At 74.7% G+C, this 18416-nt stretch carries 18 protein-coding genes; 7 read left to right on the plus strand and 11 right to left on the minus strand.

Going from position 1 to position 18416, the window contains the following annotated elements; genetic code table 11:
* Positions 1–57: 57 nt before the first annotated feature.
* Positions 58–783 (minus strand): class I SAM-dependent methyltransferase, encoded by a 726-nt coding sequence (locus J4557_RS16705; RefSeq protein ID WP_243775894.1) that lies wholly within the window; start codon positions 781–783, stop codon positions 58–60.
* A 106-nt stretch (positions 784–889) separates the two neighbouring features.
* On the opposite strand from J4557_RS16705, the gene J4557_RS16710 reads away from it, so the two are divergent.
* Positions 890–1336 carry a MarR family winged helix-turn-helix transcriptional regulator gene (locus J4557_RS16710; RefSeq protein WP_208267467.1) on the plus strand — a complete coding sequence of 149 codons (447 nt, stop codon included), beginning with the start codon at positions 890–892 and terminating at the stop codon, positions 1334–1336.
* 105 nt (positions 1337–1441) lie between these two features.
* Here the strand turns inward: J4557_RS16710 and J4557_RS16715 are convergent, their stop codons facing one another.
* Genes J4557_RS16715 through J4557_RS16730 form a run of 4 tightly spaced genes read right to left on the minus strand, consistent with a single transcriptional unit; the run spans position 1442 to position 7138 of the window.
* Positions 1442–2590 (minus strand): acyl-CoA dehydrogenase family protein, encoded by a 1149-nt coding sequence (locus tag J4557_RS16715; protein WP_208267468.1) that lies wholly within the window; start codon positions 2588–2590, stop codon positions 1442–1444.
* A gap of 5 nt (positions 2591–2595) precedes the next feature.
* Positions 2596–3522 carry a hydroxymethylglutaryl-CoA lyase gene (locus J4557_RS16720; protein WP_208267469.1) on the minus strand — a complete coding sequence of 309 codons (927 nt, stop codon included), beginning with the start codon at positions 3520–3522 and terminating at the stop codon, positions 2596–2598.
* Positions 3519–5468 (minus strand): ATP-binding protein, encoded by a 1950-nt coding sequence (locus J4557_RS16725; protein ID WP_208267470.1) that lies wholly within the window; start codon positions 5466–5468, stop codon positions 3519–3521. The genes J4557_RS16720 and J4557_RS16725 overlap by 4 nt, the downstream gene beginning before the upstream one ends.
* A gap of 56 nt (positions 5469–5524) precedes the next feature.
* Positions 5525–7138 (minus strand): carboxyl transferase domain-containing protein, encoded by a 1614-nt coding sequence (locus J4557_RS16730; RefSeq protein ID WP_208267471.1) that lies wholly within the window; start codon positions 7136–7138, stop codon positions 5525–5527.
* Between the two features lie 86 nt (positions 7139–7224).
* Here J4557_RS16730 and J4557_RS16735 point away from each other — a divergent pair, with 86 nt between their 5' ends.
* The 3 genes from J4557_RS16735 (at position 7225) to J4557_RS16745 (ending at position 10987) form a co-directional block, all read left to right on the plus strand.
* Positions 7225–7836, plus strand: a complete 612-nt coding sequence (locus tag J4557_RS16735; protein ID WP_208267472.1) for a TetR/AcrR family transcriptional regulator — start codon at positions 7225–7227, stop codon at positions 7834–7836.
* A gap of 152 nt (positions 7837–7988) precedes the next feature.
* Positions 7989–9536: an AMP-binding protein gene (locus tag J4557_RS16740; RefSeq protein WP_208267473.1), complete on the plus strand. Its 1548-nt coding sequence runs from the start codon at positions 7989–7991 to the stop codon at positions 9534–9536.
* Between the two features lie 161 nt (positions 9537–9697).
* On the plus strand, positions 9698–10987 hold the full coding sequence (locus J4557_RS16745) for a phytochrome family protein (RefSeq protein ID WP_208267474.1): 1290 nt from the start codon (positions 9698–9700) through the stop codon (positions 10985–10987).
* Positions 10988–11117: 130 nt separating this feature from the next.
* Here the strand turns inward: J4557_RS16745 and J4557_RS16750 are convergent, their stop codons facing one another.
* The 4 genes from J4557_RS16750 to J4557_RS16765 form a co-directional block, all read right to left on the minus strand.
* Positions 11118–11858 carry an adenosylcobinamide amidohydrolase gene (locus J4557_RS16750; protein ID WP_208267844.1) on the minus strand — a complete coding sequence of 247 codons (741 nt, stop codon included), beginning with the start codon at positions 11856–11858 and terminating at the stop codon, positions 11118–11120.
* 2 nt (positions 11859–11860) lie between these two features.
* The gene (locus J4557_RS16755) at positions 11861–12631 is read right to left on the minus strand and encodes an ABC transporter ATP-binding protein (RefSeq protein ID WP_208267475.1); all 771 of its coding nucleotides are present in this window, start codon (positions 12629–12631) and stop codon (positions 11861–11863) included.
* Positions 12628–13656, minus strand: coding sequence for a FecCD family ABC transporter permease (locus J4557_RS16760; protein ID WP_208267843.1), 1029 nt, complete (start codon positions 13654–13656; stop codon positions 12628–12630). Before J4557_RS16760 ends, J4557_RS16755 begins: the two co-directional genes overlap by 4 nt.
* Positions 13657–13750: 94 nt before the next feature.
* Positions 13751–14668, minus strand: coding sequence for an ABC transporter substrate-binding protein (locus tag J4557_RS16765; RefSeq protein ID WP_208267476.1), 918 nt, complete (start codon positions 14666–14668; stop codon positions 13751–13753).
* A 275-nt stretch (positions 14669–14943) separates the two neighbouring features.
* On the opposite strand from J4557_RS16765, the gene J4557_RS16770 reads away from it, so the two are divergent.
* Entirely contained in the window at positions 14944–15585 is a 642-nt protein-coding gene (locus tag J4557_RS16770) for a TetR/AcrR family transcriptional regulator (RefSeq protein ID WP_243775895.1), read from the plus strand.
* Entirely contained in the window at positions 15582–15959 is a 378-nt protein-coding gene (locus J4557_RS16775) for a VOC family protein (RefSeq protein WP_208267477.1), read from the plus strand. The genes J4557_RS16770 and J4557_RS16775 overlap by 4 nt, the downstream gene beginning before the upstream one ends.
* Positions 15960–16032: 73 nt before the next feature.
* Here the strand turns inward: J4557_RS16775 and J4557_RS16780 are convergent, their stop codons facing one another.
* Both J4557_RS16780 and J4557_RS16785 read right to left on the minus strand, forming a co-directional pair.
* Positions 16033–16944, minus strand: a complete 912-nt coding sequence (locus J4557_RS16780) for an LLM class F420-dependent oxidoreductase (RefSeq protein WP_208267478.1) — start codon at positions 16942–16944, stop codon at positions 16033–16035.
* Between the two features lie 141 nt (positions 16945–17085).
* A complete protein-coding gene (locus tag J4557_RS16785; RefSeq protein WP_208267479.1) occupies positions 17086–17424 on the minus strand; it encodes a hypothetical protein in 339 nt (112 codons plus the stop codon).
* A 155-nt stretch (positions 17425–17579) separates the two neighbouring features.
* Between J4557_RS16785 and J4557_RS16790 the strand changes: the two genes are divergently transcribed.
* Positions 17580–18344, plus strand: a complete 765-nt coding sequence (locus J4557_RS16790; protein ID WP_307799880.1) for an alpha/beta hydrolase — start codon at positions 17580–17582, stop codon at positions 18342–18344.
* The last annotated feature ends 72 nt before the right edge of the window (positions 18345–18416 follow it).

Raw genomic sequence — 18416 nt, forward strand, 5'->3', positions numbered from 1 at the left:
GGCTCCGCCGTTCGCGGGCCAATGTCGCGCACGGGTCCGACAGAGCCGGGCCGCGGGTCAGCGGGGGCGGGCGGTGAACCAGGCGCCGTCGTCGTCCAGGAAGTGGCCGAGGCGCAGGCCCGCCGCGTCCAGCACCGCGGGCAGCTCCTCGTCGCCGAGGCGCCGGTTGGTGAAGGTGTGCGTCCAGCGCCGCTCGCCGATCCGGTATTCGAGCGTCGCGACGACCGTCCCGGGCTCGGGCCGTTCGAGGTGCGCCACCCGGTAGCGGACGCCGTCGTGCGCCCACTCCCGGGGAGCCCCGTCGTGCCAGTGGGCGCCCGTGTCGCGCTGGACGACGACCATGCCGTCCGGCCGGACGTGACGCCGGCAGGCCGCCAGGAGGGACGCCCGGTCGCCGTAGTTGACCAGGTACGACATCAGCAGGACGCAGCCGAACCGCTCGGGCAGGTCCAGATCCCGGATCGGCGAGCACACCGTCCGGGCGCCCTCGATCCGGGCGAGCATCGCCGCGGAGCCGTCCACCGCCGTCACCGGATGGCCGAACTCGAGCAGGGGACGGGTGACCCGCCCGGTGCCCGCGCCCAGCTCCAGGATCGGCGTACCGGCCGGGATCGTCGTGTGGACGAGCGCGGCGCTCGCGACGTCCGGCGGGAGCGCGGCGTAGAACTCGACCGCCGACCCGTCGTCCGCGATCTCGCCGGGGCCCGTCCCGGCGCGCCGCCCGCCCGCCGCCGCGCCGTCCTCCGCCCTCGCGCCGTGCTCCGCCGTCGCCATGATCGCCATCGTCGGACGGTGATCCGCCGCCGTCAAGGCGCTCGGACCGGGGCCGCGCCGCCACATTGGACAGTCTGAACTGGACAGTTCAGGCTGCATAAATTACACTGGGGTCATGAGCGACAGCGTCGAGGCCATCTCCCCGTCGGCCGCCCGTGCCGCCCGCGAGGTGCGGGTCGTGTTCAGCCGCCTGCGCCGCAGGCTGCGCGAGATCGGCGGAGCCCACGATCTCACGCCGTCGCAGACGGCGGTGCTGAGCCGGCTGCTCAAGGACGGGGCCGCCACCGCGAGCGGGCTGGCCGCGGCCGAGGGCGTCCGCCCGCAGTCGATGGCCGCCACGCTCGGCGCGCTGGAGGAGCGCGGGCTGATCCGCCGCGACCCCGACCCCGAGGACGGCCGCCGCCAGCTGGTCACGCCGAGCGACGCCGGGCGCGAGTGGGTGGAGGGCTCCCGGCAGGCCCGCGACGAATGGCTGAGCCGCGCCCTCCAGGACCGCTGCACCGAGGAGGAGCGCGAGACGGTCCTGAGGGCGTTCGCCGTCCTCGACCGCATCGTCCAGTGACCCGGGCGCGGGAGGGGGCGCCGGGTCACGGGCGGCCTCGGCCGCGGCGGGACGGCGCGGCCCCTCCGGAAGCGGGGGGAGCCGCTTTCCGGAGGGGCGCGGCGGTCAGGACGGCGGCAGGCCGAGGGCGCGCGCGATCAGCATGCGCTGGACCTCGGACGTCCCCTCGCCGACCTCCAGGATCTTCGCGTCGCGGTAGAAGCGGCCGACGGCGTACTCGTTCATGAAGCCGTAGCCGCCGAAGATCTGCGTGGCGTCGCGGGCGTTGTCCATCGCCGCGTTGGACGCGACGAGCTTGGCGATCGCCGCCTCCTTCTTGAACGGCTCGCCGGCCAGCATCTTCGCCGCCGCCGCGTAGTACGCGAGGCGGGCGGTGTGCGCGCGGACCTCCATGTCGGCGATCTTGAACTGCATCGCCTGGTAGCGGCCGATCTCCTTGCCGAACGCCTGCCGCTCGCCCGCGTAGCGCAGGCACTCGTCCACGCAGCCCTGCGCCAGGCCGACCGACAGTGCGGCGATCGCGATCCGGCCCTCGTCCAGGATCCGCAGGAACTGCGCGTACCCCCGGCCGCGCTCGCCGACGAGGTTCTCCGCCGGGACGCGGACGTCGTCGAACGACAGCTCGCGCGTGTCCGAGGACGACCAGCCGACCTTGGAGTACTTGCGGCCGACCGTGAAGCCCGGCGTGCCGCTCGGCACGATGATCGTGGAGATCTCGCCGTCGCCGGTGAACGCGGTGACGGTCACGAACGCGGTGATGTCGGTGCCGGAGTTGGTGATGAACGCCTTCGACCCGTTGATCACCCACGAGTCGCCGTCCAGCCGGGCCGTGGTCCGCATGCCGCCCGGGACGTCGGAGCCGCCGCCGGGCTCGGTCAGCCCGAAGCCGGCGAGCTTCTCGCCGGACGTCAGCTGAGGCAGCCAGCGGGCCTTCTGCTCGTCCGACCCGAACCGGTAGATCGGCATCGCGCCGAGCGAGACGCCCGCCTCCAGCGTGATCGCCACGGACGAGTCGACCCGCGCCAGCTCCTCCAGCGCCAGGCAGAGCGCGAAGTAGTCGCCGCCCATGCCGCCGTGCTCCTCGGGGAACGGCAGCCCGAACAGCCCCATCTTGCCCATCGCCGCGACGATGTCGTACGGGAACTCGCCGCGCTCGTACAGGTCGCCGATCACCGGGGCGACGGTCTCGCGCGCGAACCGCTCGACGGTGCGCCGCAGCTCCTCCTGCTCGTCGCTGAGCTTGAAGTCGATCATCAGGGTTACTCCGTTTTCGGTGACAGGGCCTGGACGACGCGGGACGGGCTCGGGCGGCCGAGCCGCTCCGCCATCCAGCGGCTGGTGGCGACGAGCCGGTCGAGGTCGACGCCCGTCTCGACGCCGAGCCCGTCCAGCATCCAGACGAGGTCCTCGGTGGGCAGGTTGCCGGTGGCGCTCTCGGCGTACGGGCAGCCGCCGAGGCCGCCCGCCGACGCGTCCACGACGGTGACGCCGGCGCGCAGCGCGGCGAGGGTGTTGGCGAGCGCCTGCCCGTAGGTGTCGTGGAAGTGCACGGCGAGCCGGTCGGTGCCGACGCCCGCCGCGACCAGCGCCTCGATCAGCGCCGTGACGTGGCCGGGCGTGCCGACGCCGATCGTGTCGCCGAGGCTCAGCTGGGAGCAGCCGAGGTCCATCAGCCGCGTCGCGACGGACACGACCTGCTCGATCGGGACGTCGCCCTCCCACGGGTCGCCGCACACCATCGACACGTAGGCGCGCACCCACAGCCCCTCGGCGCGCGCGCGTTCCACGACGGGAGCGAACATCGCGAGCGACTCGTCCACGGTCCGGTTCAGGTTGCGGCGCGCGAAGGTCTCGGTGGCGCTGCCGAAGATCGCGATCTCGGTGATGCCGTTCGCGAGCGCCCGGTCCAGGCCCCGCTCGTTCGGGACGAGCACCGGGTACCGGACGTCGCCGGACCGGGGGAGCACGCCGAGCAGCTCCTCGGCGTCGGCGAGCTGCGGCACCCACTTCGGGTGGACGAAGCTCGTCGTCTCGATCGTGGTGAGCCCCGCGCCCGCGAGCCGGGTGACGAACTCCGACTTCACCTCGACCGGGACGATCGCCTTCTCGTTCTGCAGCCCGTCCCGCGGCCCGACCTCGTAGATCGTGACGCGGTCGGGCAGGCCGGGCAGCGGTGTCGCCATCATGCCTCCTCGATCACGGCCAGCACCGCGTCCAGGGCGACCTGGGCGCCCGCGCGGGCCGGCAGCTGCGCCACGACGCCGGCGCGCGGCGCGGTGACGGTGTGCTCCATCTTCATCGCCTCGACGACGACGAGCGGCTGACCCTCGTCCACCCGGTCGCCCTCGCCGACCTTGACCGCCAGCACGGTGCCGGGCATCGGGCTGCGCAGGACGCCGTCGCCGGACGCGTCCGCCGCGGCGCCGCCCTCCGCCTTGACGTGCTCGGCGAGCGCCCACGCGTGCCCGTCGCGTCCGAGCCAGAGCGTGCGCCCGTCGCGGGCGGCGGTGAACGAGACCGTCCTGCCGCCGTAGCTGAGGGTCGCACCGGACGGCGACGCGGTCAGCGACGCGGCCACGGGCTCGCCGTCGCCGACGGCCACCCGCGCGGACCCTGCCCGCCCTTGCACGCGGACCTCCACGGGCTCGCCGCCGGACGGCGTGATGATCCACGGCGTCCAGGCGTGCGCGCCGGGGCGCCAGCCGTCCGGGATCGCCCACGGGTCGCCGTCGGCGGGCTCCAGCGCGAGCATCCGGTCCAGCGCGGCGGCGGCGAGCACCTCCGGCGGCACGCCGTCGCCCGAGGTCAGCTCATCGAGGGCGCGTTCCACCAGGCCGGTGTCGAGGTCGCCGGACGCGACGGACGGGTGCTTCAGCAGCGCCCGCAGGAACGCCACGTTCGTCGGCACGCCCAGCAGCGTGTACCCGGCGAGCGCCCGGTCGAGGCGGTGCAGCGCCTCGGTGCGGTCGCCGCCGTGCACGATCACCTTCGCCAGCATCGGGTCGTAGGACCCGCCGACCTCGGTCCCGGCGTCGAGGCCGGAGTCGACGCGGACGCCCTCCGGCTCGTCGAGCGCCAGGACGGTCCCGCCCGTCGGCAGGAAGCCGCGTGCCGGGTCCTCGGCGTAGACGCGCGCCTCGATCGCGTGCCCGTCCAGCCGCACGCCGTCCTGCGCGAACGGCAGCGGCTCGCCGGCCGCGACGCGGAGCTGGAGCTCGACCAGGTCCAGGCCGGTGACCAGCTCGGTGACGGGGTGCTCGACCTGCAGCCGGGTGTTCATCTCCATGAAGAAGAACTCGTCCGGGCGGTCGGCGGACACGATGTACTCGACCGTCCCCGCGCCGACGTAGCCGACCGCCTGCGCGGCGGCGACGGCGGCGGCGCCCATCCGCGCGCGGGACGCCTCGTCCAGCAGCGGCGACGGCGCCTCCTCGACGATCTTCTGGTGCCGCCGCTGCAGGCTGCACTCGCGCTCGCCCAGGTGGACGGCGTTGCCGTGCGCGTCGGCGAACACCTGGATCTCGATGTGCCGGGGGTTCTCCACGAACCGCTCGGCGAGCAGGGTGTCGTCGCCGAACGAGCCGCGCGCCTCGCGGCGGGCGGACGCGATCGCGTCCGGGAGGTCCGCCGCGTCCCGGACCAGCCGCATGCCCTTGCCGCCGCCGCCCGCGGACGGCTTGAGCAGCACCGGAAGGCCGACCTCCAGCGCGGCGGCCTCCAGCTCGGCGTCCGACAGGCCCGGCTCGTCCCGCCCGGGGACGACCGGGACGCCGGCCGCGGCGACGGTCCGCTTCGCGCGGATCTTGTCGCCCATCGCCTCGATCGCGGCGGCGGGCGGCCCGATGAACACCAGGCCGGCGCCTTCGCAGGCCCGCGCGAACGCGGTGTTCTCCGCCAGGAACCCGTACCCGGGGTGGACGGCCGCCGCGCCCGCCGCGCGGGCGGCGCCGACGACCGCGTCGATGTCCAGGTAGGACGGGACGCGCAGCGCCTCGTCGGCCTCGCGGACGTGCCGGGCGCGCGCGTCGGCGTCGGTGTGGACGGCCACCGAGCGGATCCCGAGCCGCCGCAGCGTGCGGAACACGCGGACGGCGATCTCGCCCCGGTTGGCGACCAGGACGCTGTCGAACATCGATGCCCCGCGCCGGGAAGGCACCGTAGCTCCGTGCCGGGAAGACATTGAGCCCCTCACATCCGGAAGACGCCGTAGCCGACCGGCTCCAGCGGTGCGTTGGCGGCGGCGGACAGCCCGAGACCGAGGACGCGGCGGGTGTCGAGCGGGTCGATCACCCCGTCGTCCCACAGCCGGGCCGTCGAGTAGTACGGGTTGCCCTGCGCCTCGTACTGGTCGCGGATCGGCGCCTTGAACGCCGCCTCGTCCTCGGCCGGCCACTCCTCGCCGCGGGCGTCCATCTGGTCGCGGCGGACCGTCGCGAGCACGCTCGCGGCCTGCTCCCCGCCCATGACCGAGATGCGGGCGTTCGGCCACATCCACAGGAAGCGCGGCGAGTAGGCCCGGCCGCACATCGCGTAGTTGCCCGCGCCGAACGAGCCGCCGATGACGACCGTGAACTTCGGGACGCGCGCGCACGACACGGCCGTGACCATCTTCGCGCCGTGCTTGGCGATGCCGCCCGCCTCGTACTCGCGGCCGACCATGAAGCCGGTGATGTTCTGCAGGAAGACGAGCGGGACGCTGCGCCGGTCGCACAGCTCGATGAAGTGCGCGCCCTTCTGCGCCGACTCGCCGAACAGGATGCCGTTGTTGGCGACGATCCCGACCGGGTGCCCGTGGATCCGCGCGAACCCGGTGACCAGCGTCGGGCCGTATTCCTTCTTGAACTCCTGGAACCGGCTGCCGTCCACGATCCGCGCGATCACCTCGCGCACGTCGTAGGGGGTGCGCGGATCGGGCGGGACGACCCCGTACAGCTCGGACGGGTCGACCGCCGGCTCCTCCGGCGCCGCCACGTCCCACGGGCGCGGCTCGCGCGGGCCGAGCGTGCCGAAGATGTCGCGGACGATCCGCAGCGCGTGCGCGTCGTCCTCGGCGAGGTGGTCGGTCACCCCGGACGTGCGGGAGTGCAGCTCGCCGCCGCCCAGCTCCTCCGCCGTCACGATCTCGCCGGTCGCGGCCTTCACCAGCGGCGGGCCGCCGAGGAAGATCGTGCCCTGGCCGCGGACGATCACCGCCTCGTCGCTCATCGCCGGGACGTAGGCGCCGCCCGCCGTGCAGGAGCCCATGACCGCGGCGATCTGCGGGATGCCGCGCCCGGACATGGTCGCCTGGTTGTAGAAGATGCGGCCGAAATGCTCGCGGTCGGGGAAGACCTCGTCCTGGCGGGGCAGGAACGCGCCGCCGGAGTCGACCAGGTAGACGCAGGGGAGGCGGTTGTGCAGGGCCACCTCCTGCGCGCGCAGATGCTTCTTGACCGTGATCGGGTAGTACGTCCCGCCCTTCACGGTGGCGTCGTTGGCGACGATCACGCACTCGCGGCCGGACACCCGGCCGACGCCGGTGATGATCCCGGCGCCCGGCGCCTCGTCGCCGTACATGCCGTTCGCGGCGAGCGGGGACAGCTCCAGGAACGGCGAGCCGGGGTCGAGCAGCGTGTCGACCCGGTCGCGGGGGAGCAGCTTGCCGCGCGCCACGTGCCGCTCGCGGGCCCGCTCGGGACCGCCGCGCCCGGCCCGGTCGACGCGGTCGCGCAGCTCGGCCGCCAGCGCCTCGTTGTGCGCGGCGCTCGCCTTGAACGCCTCGCCGGCCACGTCGGCGCGGCTGCCGATCTCGGGTCCGGTCATGGTCCCCTTCCCTGTTAATGCTCGTTAACAACGCCGATGGTAGAGATGTTAATGCTCATTAACAAGCTTGGTCTAGACTCACCCCCATGACCTCCTACCCGGCCGCGGCGCCCGGCGACCCGGCCGCCGGGCCGCCCCTCGCCGCGGTGAACCCGCGCCGCGCGGAGATCCTCGCCGCCGCGGCCGAGCTGTTCGCCCGCCGCGGCTACCACGGGGCGTCCATCGGCGACGTCGGACGGGCCGTCGGGCTCACCGGCCCCGCCCTCTACCGGCACTTCAGCGGCAAGGAGGCCGTCCTCGGCGAGATGCTCGTCGACATCAGCGAGCGGCTGCACGCCGAGGGCGTCCGCCGCGCCGCCGATCCCGACCCCGGCCGGGCCCTCGACGCGCTGCTCCGCTGGCACATCGCGTTCGCGCTGGACAACCCGGCGCTCATCACCGTCCACGAGCGCGAGCTCGACAACGTCCCCGCGCCGCAGCGGCACGAGGTCCGCCGGCTGCAGCGCGCCTACGTGGAGGAATGGGTGGCCGTGCTGCGGCGGCTGCGCCCCGGGCTGCCCGACGGGCGGACCCGCGCCGCCGTCCACGCCTGCTTCGGCCTGCTGAACTCCACCCCGCGCAGCGCAGCCGGCCTCGACCGCGAAGCGATGGGCGCCCTCCTGCACACCATGGCCCGCGCCGCCCTCGAAGCCGCCTGACGGAACGCGCCTCGCCGGCCGCAGCGCGCCGGGACGCGCCTTCGGGCCGCCCCGGATTCCGGACGGCCCGCAATCTTGACGCGCCGACCCACGGGTGGGTCATATGGGATGAAAGGTCACCGGCCATCCCACCCGCTGCAGAGGAGAGCCGCATGGGCGTCGAGGGCGTCGGCTTCTACGAGATCGCGACCAACGACCCGGACCGCCCGGCGATCCTGGCCCCCGGCGTCCCCGTCTCCTACGGCGAGCTGCACGCCGAGGTGAACCGGCTGTCGAACGCCCTGGACGGGCTCGGCCTGCGGCCCGGCGACGCCGTCGCGACCGTCCTCGGCAACCGCCCCGACTTCCTGACCGTGCTGCTGGCGGCGATGCAGTCCGGCCTCTACATCGTCCCGGTGAGCCGCCACCTGACCGCCCCCGAGATCGGCTACATCCTCGCCGACAGCGGCGCCGGGGCCGTCGTGACCGAGAGCGCCTTCGCGCCGGTCGTGTCCGGAGCGGCCGACGAGGCCGGGATCGCCGCCGGGCTGCGGATCAGCGTCGACCCGGCCGAGGGCTACCGCTCGATGGCCGGGCTGTGCGCGTCCGGCAGCGCCTCACCGCCGGCCAAGCGCCGGATGGGCTCCATCATGCTCTACACGTCCGGGACGACCGGGCGGCCCAAGGGCGTGCGGCGCCCGCTGCTGGACGTCCCGCCGGAACTGCTCTTCGACGTCATGCGCACGACGCTGATGACCCACCTCGGCCTCGAACCGGGCGACGAGGTGCACCTCGCGATCGGACCGCTCTACCACTCGGCGCCCTGCGTCCACGCGATGATGGCGCTCAGCCTCGGGCACGCCGTCGTCGTCGCGTCCCGGTTCCGGCCCGAGCACACCCTCGAGCTGATCCAGCGGCACGGCGTCACCAACTCCTTCATGGTGCCGACCATGTTCCACCGCATGCTCGCCCTGCCCGACGAGGTCCGCGCCCGGTACGACCTGTCGTCGCTGCGGCAGGTCTACCACAGCGCCGCGCCGATCCCCGTCGAGACCAAGCAGCGGATGATGGACTGGTGGGGGCCCGTCCTCTACGAGTACTACGGCTCCACCGAGAGCGGCGCCGTCGTCGTCGCCACCCCGCAGGACTGGCTCGCCCGCCCCGGCACGGTCGGCCGCGCCGTCGACGGCGTGCGGATCAGGATCCTCGACCCGGAGGGCGCGGAGCTGCCGCCGGGCGAGACCGGCCTGATCTACGCCGCCGGCCAGCCCGGCTTCGAGTACCACCGCGACCCGGACAAGACCGCCTCCACCATGCGCGGCGAGTTCTACACCCCCGGCGACCTCGGCCGCCTCGACGAGGACGGCTGGCTCTACATGAGCGACCGCCGCACCGACCTCATCATCTCCGGCGGCGTGAACATCTACCCGGCCGAGATCGAGTCCGTGCTGCTCCAGCATCCCGCCGTCGGCGACGTCGCCGTCATCGGCGTCCCCGACGAGGACTGGGGGCAGCGCGTCGTCGCCCTCGTCGAGCCCGCGGACGGTGCCGTCGCGGGCGACGCCCTCGCCGCCGAACTGCTCGCCCACTGCGAGCCCCGGCTGGCCAAGCTCAAGCATCCGCGCCGGGTGGAGTTCCGCGCGGAGCTGCCGCGCACCCCGTCCGGCAAGCTCAGCCGCAGCCGCGTGCGCGACGCCTACCTGCGGGAACAGGAGGGCTAGGCGGTCGCGGGCGGCCCTTGGGGGAGGCGCGCCGCAAGTCGCCGGCGGGACCGTCGAACGTTCCCGGGGCGCGCCGCGTACAACGGCACATGGAAGACCAGAAGGTCGCCCCGTTCGACAGCGCCCCGACCCCTGCCGCCCCGACGTTGACCGATCTTCCAGTGATCACGGACCCCGGCTTCTACACCGACCCCGCGTACGCCGCCCAGAGCGTCCCGCCGGAGGACGCGCCGCCCCCGCCCGCCGGCGACGGCGCCGACACCGGGTCCGACAGCGGGTTCGCCACAGGGCGCGGCACGGGCCTCGGCACCGGCCTCGACACCGTGCCCCGCGCCGGGATCTCCCGCCTGGGCGACCCGGTCGCGGTCTGGCCGTGCACCGGCTGCGGCAGGCCCGTACCGCAGCCGGTGCGCGGTGCCCGCACCGTCCGCTACTGCCAGGACAACGGCGGCGCGTGCGAGCGGGCCGCGCACGAGAACCGCGAGCGTGCGCGCGAGGCGCCCGGCCTCACCGGCCAGGTCGCCTGGACGTGGGAGATGGTGGAGCGGCTCGAGGCCGTCGCCGACCGGCTCGCCGGGTCGATGGTCTCCGAGCTGAGCGTCGCCGGCGTCGAGCGGCGGGTCGCCGACGCCCGCGCCGACGCCGCCGGGCAGATCGCGGTCGCGCAGCGGGAACGGGACGCCTCGCAGCGCCAGGCCGAGGCCGCGTGGCGCGAGACCGCGACCGCCCGCGCCCGCGCGGACGCCGCCGAGGAGGCGGCCGCCGCGGCCCGCGCCGAGGCCGGGCGGTCCGCCGCCGAACGCGACGCCGCGCGGCGCGAGGGCCAGGACGCCAGGGACACCGCGGACGCCGCCGTCGCCGCCCAGCTGGCCGCCGAACGCGAACGCGACCGGATCGCCTCCCGCGAGGGCGAGCTGCTCGCCGCGCTGGAGACCGCCCGGACCGAGCTCGTCGGCCTGCACGGCCGGCTGTCGGAGACCGAGACCGCCGCCGAGGGGCAGCGGATCGAGGCCGCCGCCGCGCGGCGCGCCGCCGAGGACCTGCGCGCCGCCGTCCGCGACGCCGAGACCCAGCGCGGGCAGGCCGTCGCCGACCGCGACCAGATCCAGGCGCGCGCCCGCGAGGTCGAGGGGCGCAACCGGGACCTGTCGCGCGCCAACGAGGAGCTGCGCGCCGCCGTCCAGACCCTCACCGCCGAACGGGACGCCGCGCGCGCCGAGGCCGACCGCGCCCGCCGCCGCGTCGACGCGCTCACCCGCCCGGCGGACCCGCGGCCGGACGGCCGGCCCGCCGCCGACCGGGAACCGCCGACCGGCCTGCACCCCCTGCCCCCGCTGAACGGGTCCCCCCTGAACGGGTCTCCGGTGAACGGCTCCTCGCGGGGCGGGTCCTCGCTGGACGGCACCGACCCGCTCGCGGTCAACGGCCACCGCCTTCCCCACGCCGGCTGACCATCCGCCGGCGTATCGACCACAAAGAGGAGGTGAGGCCCTTCACCACATGTCACTGGCCCTGAACCGGCCGCCGCACCGCACCGGGGCGGTGGGGCGGCCGGTACGCCGGGCCCGGCCCGCCCGCAGGTCAGGGGCGGTTCGCCCGCAGGTACTCGGTGTAGTCCAGCGCGCCCGCGCGGACCGCCGCGTGCACGGCGCGCGCCACCCGGGCGCCCCACGTCGAACGGGGACCGGCGAACGGCTCCTCCGTGCCCGACGTCCGGGCCGCCACGCAGATCGCGTCCGACGCGGTGCCCGTGCAGGGGTAGCCCGCCTCCAAGAGCGCCTGCGTCTTGGCCTCCGTCGCGGTGACCACGGCGTTCACCAGCGCGCCGTCGCTCAACGCGACCGGCACCGCGACGACGATGTTGATCGTCCCCGGGTGCCACACCGTCCCGTGCTCCGGTGAAGCGGGCCGCGGGGGAGCGGGCTCCGGCTCCGGTGACGGCGGCGGCACGTCGAGGTGGAGCGGCGCCAGCTCCGGGTCGGCGGCCCCCTCGGGCGCCGCCGCCCATGTCGGCACGCGGAGCCCGACCGTCGCCGACGCGGCGACGCCGCCGTCCTCGCGCCGCATCGTCCGGGCGACGGACGCCGCGGTCAGCATCCCGACGCCCGGGCCGTCCAGCCCGAACGACGCGGCCAGCTCCTCCAGGTGGACGACCGGGTCCGTCCGCGCGTACCGCCCGCGGACCTGCGCGTTCAGCACCCAGTTGCGGGGCCCGATCCCGCCGCCGAGCATCGCCGACGACACCGCCCGCCACCCGGCGCCCGCGCGCCACACCGTCGCGGCGAGCCGCGCGCCGTCCTCGTCCCGCCAGACCAGCTCGATGTTCACCGGCGCTCCAGGGACAGCAGGGGCCGGCCGTCCGGCCCGGGAAGGACATGCACGCGGGCGCCGAAGTGCTCCTGGATCGCCGCCCTGGTCAGCACCTCGCCGGGCGTCCCCGCCGCCGCGACCCGGCCGCCCGACAGCAGCACCAGGTCGTCGGCGTACTGCCCGGCCAGCGTCAGGTCGTGGATCGTCGTCACGACGGTCAGCCCGTCCGACAGCCGGAGCTGGTCGATCAGCTCCATCACCTGCTGCTGGTGCCCGATGTCCAGCGCCGTCGTCGGCTCGTCCAGCAGCAGCACCGACGTCTGCTGCGCCAGCGCGCGCGCCAGCACCACACGCTGCCGCTCCCCGCCGGACAGATGGTCGAGCGGACGGTCCGCGAGCCCCGCCAGGTCGAGGCGGTCGAGGACCTCCCTCGCGATGGCGCGGTCGTGCGCGCTCTCCCGGCCCAGATGCGGGATGTAGGGGGACCGTCCCAGCAGCGTGTAGTCGAACACCGTCATCCCGACCGGAAGGTTCGGGCTCTGCGGCGCGTACGCCATCAGCCGGGCACGCTGCCGCGGCTTCATCGCCGCCAGGTCCGCGCCCGCCACCGCGATCTCGCCCGCGCACGGCAGCAGCCCGAGCACCGCCCGCAGCAGCGTCGACTTCCCCGCGCCGTTCGGCCCGATCACCGCCGTCCACGACCCCGCCGCGACCTTCAGCGACACGCCCTTCAGCACCGGACGGCCGCCCAGCGACACGTCCAGGTCCCGCACCGCGACCGTCACGTCTCCACCTGCCGCCGGCTCGCCCGCAGCACCGCCACGAAGAACGGGCCCCCGACGAACGCCGTCACCACGCCGAGCGGCAGCTCGCCCGGCGCGATCACCGTGCGGGCCGCCAGGTCGGCCAGCTCCAGGAACGCGGCCCCGCCGAGCAGCGACAGCGGCAGCACCACCCGGTACGAGCCGCCCGCCAGCCGCCGCACCGCGTGCGGCACGACGATCCCGACGAACCCGATCAGCCCGCTCACCGCCACCGCGCTCGCCGTCGCCAGCGAGGCCGCGACCAGCACCGTCAGCCGGACGCGCGCCGCCGACAGCCCCAGCGACGCCGCCTCCTCGTCGCCCACGCTCAGCACGTCCAGCAGCCGCCCGTGCGCGAGCAGCACCACCGACGAGACCAGCGAGTACGGCGCGACCAGCGCCAGCTGGTGCCAGTCCGCCGAGCCGACCCCGCCGAGGATCCACGAGTAGATCCGCTGGAGCTCCTCCGCCTTCATCTGCTGCAGGAACGTCTGCACCGCCGACAGGAACGACGACACCGCGACCCCCGCCAGCACCAGCGTCGCCGCCCGGTTCCCGCGCCCCGCCGTGCTGCCCAGCGCGTACGCCATCGCCACCCCGAGGATCGCGCCCGCGAACGCCGCGAGCGGCACCCCGTAGCCCGGGTCGCCCGGCACCAGGACGATCATCAGCGTGCCCCCGACGCCCGCGCCCGCCGCCGCGCCCAGCAGGTACGGATCGGCCAGCGGATTGCGGAACACGCCCTGGTACCCGGCGCCGGCCATCGACAGCATCCCGCCGACGAGCGCCGCCATCAGCACCCTCGGCACCCGCAGCTGGAACAGCACGTTCTCGTCGACGACGCTGAACCCGCTGTCGACGTGCACGAAGGGGAGCTTGTCGGCCAGCGCCTCGAGGATGCCCGTGACCGGGAGCCCGGCCGCGCCCACCACCAGCCCCGCCAGCAGCGTCGCGGCCAGCAGGACCAGCGCCACGGCCAGCGGCAGCACCCGCAGCCGCCCCCGCACGCGTGGCCCGGCGTCCTCTTCCCGGCGCCGTCGTGCGGCCGGGGACGGTCCGCGGTCGGGGGGCGTCACGGGCGGGGGTCCTTCGAGGCGGCGGTCAACGCGTCTTCTGCACCGCGTCGCCGATCGCCTTCACGAACTGCGGCAGGCGCGGACCCCAGCGGGAGGCGAGGTCGTCGTCCAGCGGCACCACGCCGCCGTCCTTGACGGCCCTCAGGTCCTGGAAGCCCGGCCGCTTGGCGAGGGCGGCGGCGTTCTGGCCGCAGCACTTGGTGTCCGCGAGGAAGATCAGGTCCGGGTCCTTCTTGACGAGGTACTCGCGGGACAGCTGCGGGTAGCCGCCGCTCCCCTTGTCCGCCGCATCCGCGACGTTCCGCAGGCCGAACAGTCCGTACACCTGCCCGGCGAACGTCTCGGACGTCACGGTGTGGAGCTGGTTGTCCAGCTCGTGGTAGTAGGTGAGGCCCTTGCCCTTGGTGGACGCGGCGACGGTCTTCTGGATGTCGGCGCGCATCCCGTCGGTGACCTTCTTCGCCTCCGCGGCGTGCCCGGTGGCGAGCCCCAGGTCGTCGATCTCGTCGTAGGCGTCGTCGAGCTTCGCGGCCGCCGGCTCCAGCAGCACCGGGATCTTGACCTTCTCCAGCGCCTTGACGATGCCGTCCATGTCGTTGGACAGCACGACGAGGTCGGGACGGTACTTGATGACCGCCTCGGCGTTCGGCTTGAACCCGGAGAGCTGGGTCTTCGGTGCGCCGGACGGGTAGTCCGAGAGGCTGTCCACGGCGACGACCTGGGAGCCGGCGCCGATGGCGAACAGGGTCTCGGTGTGCGTGGGGGACAGCGACACGATCCGCTTCGGATGGGCGGGAACGGCCACCGCGCCGTTGCCGGCCTGGACGGTGACGGTCGCGGCGCCGCTCTCCGGCGTCTTGGTCTTGCCGTCGCCGCCGCACCCGGCGGCGAGCGTCACGGCGGCGGTCACGATGGCCGCGCCGAGGACGCGTACGGGTCTCACAGGAGCCTCCTGGCTGCAGGGAAGCCGCGGCCCGTCATGACGGATCGCCCTTCCACGAGGTCGAGAGTCGTCGGCGCGCACGGAGGCGACCTGGCTCGGCCTCTTCGACAGGGGCACCACAGTTGCGGGACAGCGCCGGATTCACACCGGACTTCGCTCCAGGGCGCGCTTGAGGTGCAACGTTATCAGCCGCCTTATCCGGTTTCGCTCGCGCCTCGGAGTGAGTACTCACTCCATCATTGACGGAGTGAGTACTCACTCCGTACAGTGGGGGCATGGAACCCAAGAGCCGCAGGCGCGCCCCCGGGATGAGTCCGGAGCAGCGCCGCGAAATGATCGTCCGGACGGCCCTGCCGCTGGTCGCCGAGCACGGCACCGCCGTCACCACCGGCCAGATCGCCCGCGCCGCCGGCATCGGGGAGGCGACGATCTTCCGCGTGTTCGCCGACAAGGACGAGCTCCTCGACGCCTGCGTGGCGGAGGCGCTGCGCACCGACCACGTCCTCGCCGAGATCCAGGAGATCCCGCTCGACCAGCCGCTGGCCGGCCGGCTCGCCGAGGCCACCGCGGCGATCCAGGCCTACCTCGGCCGCATGGGCATGGTCCTCGGCGCCCTGCACGCCACCGGACGCCGCGAGCGCGGCTCGCACGGCGGCGGCGAGGCGGCCGACGCCGCGATCGACCGGGCGTCCGCCATGGCCCGCACGCGGGGCGCGCTGGCCGAGCTCTTCGAGCCCGACGCGGACCGCCTCCGGCTGTCCGTCGAGGACACCGCCGGGATGTTCATGGGCCTGGTCTTCACCTGGAGCCGCCCGCCCACCGGCCCCGACTCCCCGGCGCCCTCCCTCGAGGAGTACCTCGACGTCTTCCTGAACGGCGCGCTCACCGACACGACCCCCGAAGGGAGCCCCGCGTGACCATCACCCTCAACCACACCATCGTCACCGCTGCCGACAACGACGAGGCCGCCCGCTTCTTCGCCGCCGTCATGGGCTTGGACTGCAACGGCCCCCACCCGCACGCCCGCCACTTCGTCCCGGTCAAGGTCAACGACGGCCTCACCCTCGACTTCATGACCGTCGCCTTCCCGCAGGGCCACCATCTGGCGTTCGACGTCGACGCCGCCACCTTCGACGCGGTCGTCGACCGCCTCGACGCCCGCGAGATCCCCTACGGCGACCAGCCCGCCCACCCCGACAACGGGCGCGTCGCCACCGACCACCCGCTCGGCGCCCGCGGCCTGTACTTCTCCGACTCCAGCGGCAACCTCTACGAACTCATCTCGTCCTGACGCCGGCGCCGGCATGGGGCCACGCGGCGGGCGCTGGCCATGCGGCGGGCGCGGGCCGCGCGGCCGGCGTGTGTCAGCCCGCGAGCGACCTCAAGAAGGCGCGGGTCCGCTCGCGTTCCGCGCCGGGGACGAACTCGCCCGCCACGAAGTCGGTGACCCCCGCCGCGGCCAGCTCCTCCAGCCGCGCGCCGACCGCGCCCTCGTCGCCGATGACGGCGAGGTCGGCGGGGCCTTCGGCGCCCTCCCGGTCCATCATTGCGCGGTAGGACGGCAGCGTCCCGTACACCTCGAACGCCTTCGCCGCCCGCTCTCGCGCGCGCTCGGCGTTGTCCGTGACGCACACCGGAAGGACGCAGACGATCCGGGGAGCGGGACGGCCCGCCGCCTCGGCCGCGGCGGTGATGGTCGGCGCGATGTGGTCGCGGACGGTGGCGGGCCCCGTCATCCACAGGACGGTCCCGTCGGTGCGCTCCGCGGCGAGCTTCAGCATCTTGGGGCCGAGCGCCGCCAGCAGCACCGGGACCCGGCCCTCGTTCGGGACGGTCAGCCCGACCTGGCCGCGCAGGGTCTCGCCGGTGAACGACGCCGTCCGGTGGTCGAGCAGGGGCAGCAGGATCGACAGGTACTCGTCCATGTGCCGCAGGGGGCGTCCGAAGTCGTACCCGAACATGTCCTCGATGACGACCTTGTGCGACAGGCCGATGCCGAGGGTCAGCCGTCCCTCGCCGAGAGCGAGCGCCGTCGTCCGCGCCTGCTGGGCCAGCGCCGCCGGGTGCCGCGGATACGTCGGCACCACGGCGGTCCCCAGCTCGATGCCCGGCACCCGGCTTCCCGCCACCGCGAGCGCGGTCAGCGCGTCCACGCCGAAGATGTTCGACATCCACGCCGAGGCGAAACCGTCGTCGGCGGCGCGCCGCACATCGTCGGCCAGCTTGTCGAGCGCGGCGGGACCGCCGCGCTCGCCGAGGGAAACACCGATGCGCACGAGGACCTCCCTGATCTGCTGTCCCGATCGTCGCACAGAGCGTCGCCGGGCGAGCCGGGCAGGGGTCGCGCTCACTCTCGCGCCCTGCGGCGACCCCTGCTCCTGCGGCGGCGGTCCTGGGCCCGCGTCCTGCGGCGGGCGTCACGAATCGTCCGGGTCCTGATGTCGCTGCCCGTACCGGTCCGCCAGATCCCGGTCGTTGTCGGCCCACCGGCGATGCCGTTCGGCCGACTCCAGATGCGCCGCGGCCTCTTCGGGATGGACGGCCGCCATGTCCTCCAGCAAGGCCGCCGCCCTGTCATGGGCCGACGCCGAGGACAGCATGGACCGCAGCGCGTGCTCGCCGATCCCGCGCCGCGGCGGACGCCCGGCGGCACGCGAACGGAAGCCGTCCGGGGCCCGCGGCTCGTTGGCCCGGGCCTCCGCCTCCGGCGGCTCTCCGCGCGCCGTCAGGCGCAGCGCGCGGTCTTCGCCGCCCATACCGGCCGCCCCGACCCGCGCGCCCGTGGCTTCACCAGCGCCCCCGACACACCGGCTATCTACCCACCCACCTGCACGTTCAGCCCCACCCGCCCCACTTCTCCCCGGGGGTCGGGAGGGAACCCTGGAGCGCGATGTCCGATCATGGAGGGGTGGTGACTCCGGATCCCGTGACGCTCCAGGCCGCCGACGGTGTGCGGATCGACGCAGGACACCTCGGCGGTGACGGCGACCTCTGCTTCGTGCTCGCGCACGGCTTCACCTGCTCCTGGCGGCAGCCCGCGCTCCGCCGCATCGGCGCGGTGCTCCACCGGTACGGCGGCGTCCTCGCCCTGGACCTGCGCGGCCACGGGCGGTCCGGCGGGCACTCCACGGTCGGCGACCTCGAGGTCCTCGACGTGCAGGCCGCGGTCACGGCGGCACGCGTCCGGGGGTACCGGCGCGTCGTCGTCGCGGGCTTCTCGCTGGGCGGCGCCGTCGCCATCCGGCACGCCGCTCTGCACGGCGCCGTCGACGCGGTCGTCTCGGTCAGCGCGCCCGCCCGCTGGTACTACCGCGACACCGTCCCCATGCGCCGCGTCCACTGGGTGATCGAGCGGCCCCTGGGGCGGCTCGCCGTCCGCCTCGCGCGCGGAACGCGCATCGCCGCCAAGGGCTGGGACCCCGTCCCGGAGGCGCCGCACGAGGTCGCGGCGCGCATCGCTCCCGTGCCCCTGCTGATCGTCCACGGTGACGCCGACGCGTTCTTCCCCATCGAGCACGGGCGGCAGCTGTACGACGCGGCGGGCGACCCGAAGGAACTGTGGATCGAACCCGGGTTCGGCCACGCGGAGGTCGCCGCGACCCCGGCTCTGATCCACCGCATCGGCGCGTGGGCGGCGTCCTCCGCCATCGCGATGCGTCCCGACGCGGCGCTCTGACGATCTGACGGCTCGTCCAGCGGCGCCGCACCCTGCGAAGCGGTGGCCGCATCGCTCGCGGCCGCCCCGGCG

The organism is Actinomadura nitritigenes, assembly GCF_017573545.1.
GTDB lineage: Bacteria > Actinomycetota > Actinomycetes > Streptosporangiales > Streptosporangiaceae > Spirillospora > Spirillospora nitritigenes.